General features: G+C 33.3%; 2 protein-coding genes. Both read left to right on the top strand.

Features of this window, described 5'->3' with window-relative positions:
- Positions 1-59 precede the first annotated feature (59 nt).
- Entirely contained in the window at positions 60-374 is a 315-nt protein-coding gene (locus BUB42_RS15990) for a transposase (RefSeq protein ID WP_073022166.1), read from the top strand.
- Positions 371-1,456 carry a DDE-type integrase/transposase/recombinase gene (locus BUB42_RS15995; RefSeq protein ID WP_139257445.1) on the top strand — a complete coding sequence of 362 codons (1,086 nt, stop codon included), beginning with the start codon at positions 371-373 and terminating at the stop codon, positions 1,454-1,456. The genes BUB42_RS15990 and BUB42_RS15995 overlap by 4 nt, the downstream gene beginning before the upstream one ends.
- The last annotated feature ends 101 nt before the right edge of the window (positions 1,457-1,557 follow it).

Here is a 1,557-nt window from a genome sequence, read left to right on the forward strand (position 1 = left end):
TGTATTAGCCCCTTAAATAATCGGACACAATTATAAATCAAAAACTATAATTTTGTACGATGGAAAAGCGAAAATTTACTATAGAGGAGAAGCTAAAAATCATAAAAGAAGCTTCGGAACAAGGCGTTAAAGTAACATTAGAGAAGTATTTTGTATTTCCTGCGAGTTATTATGCTTGGAAAAAGAAAATGGAAACTATGGGCGAAGAGGGTTTTTCTCACGGAATGACCCCAGAACAACTTAAACGTATTAGAGAGCTAGAGAAGGAAAACAGGCTACTCAAAGAAATTGTCATTCAAAAGGAATTAGAAGGCAAGTTAAAAGACGAATTGCTAAAAAAGAAATTAGCCTTGGAGAAAAAAAAGAAATTGTGAGAAGTTACATTTTTCAAGGCGTGAAAAGAGCAGTAGCTTTTCAAATATCCGGGATAACTAAACATCAATATTATTATCAAAAGAAGAAAACCAAGCAAGGTCGAGGTTGTTCTATCGTTACATTTTATACCGATATTTCAGGCGAAAAAGTCGAAGTCTCAAATGATATTATCATTCATGAAATCAAGCAAATCCACAAAGATCCCGAGACCGATTATGGGTATCAAAAAATGGAAGCTTCGTTGCAAATAAAGGGATATGACATCAATCATAAGAAAGTATATCGGTTGATGAAAGAATCACAATTGCTAAAAGAGAAACATCAAAAACCCTCTAAAAATAGGGTAAAATACCGCAAGGTTTTTCCTAGTCAGCCTTTTGAAGTTCTAGAAATGGACATCAAATTTGTTTGGGTTGAACAGTATAAAATGCATTGTTACGTTTTGACGACTATTGACACATTTACACGGGTTGTCTTACACTGGATGGTTGCTTATTCTATCAAAAAACAAGATGTTAAACAGGCTTGGAAACATATTATAATCAATCACTTACAACCAAATAATTGCATAGAAAAAGGGATAAATATTGAAGTTCGTAATGATAATGACAGTCGGTTCTCGGCAAAATTAATTCAGGATTTTTTTAAAGAAAACCATCTCAATCAAGTATTTACACACCCATATACGCCACAAGAAAATGGTCATATTGAGAGTTTTCATGCGATTTTGGCAAAAAAATTACGCCCTTATAATTTTTGGTCAATTGATGAATTGGAAGGTGTTTTGACTCTTTTCTACGAAAAATATAACAATGAACGCTTGCATTCATCGGTTTGTAATTTGCCTCCAAATATCTTTTTAGAATGCTGGAACAAAGAATTAATCGAACAGAAAAGAGACGAAAAGAAATGGAAAATAACATTCAAACTCAAAATACCCTACAATCAAATATCGGGCAATACGAGCTTGAAGTGCAGTTCCTTGCAAAATTTAGAGATTCCGCCTTTTTTGGCGGATGAACTAAATTTTAATAAAAACGAAATGATCAGGCCTGAAACATCTCTACAAACATCGGTGTAAAACTCGCCTTCGTTTGTTCCTTGCAAGGCAAAGATATTTATTAATTTTGTATGTTTGTAAAACTTAAAATGTTAAAGTCCGATTATTAGGGGGTTAGACCA

This window comes from Flavobacterium micromati (assembly GCF_900129585.1).
Taxonomy (GTDB): Bacteria; Bacteroidota; Bacteroidia; order Flavobacteriales; family Flavobacteriaceae; genus Flavobacterium; species Flavobacterium micromati.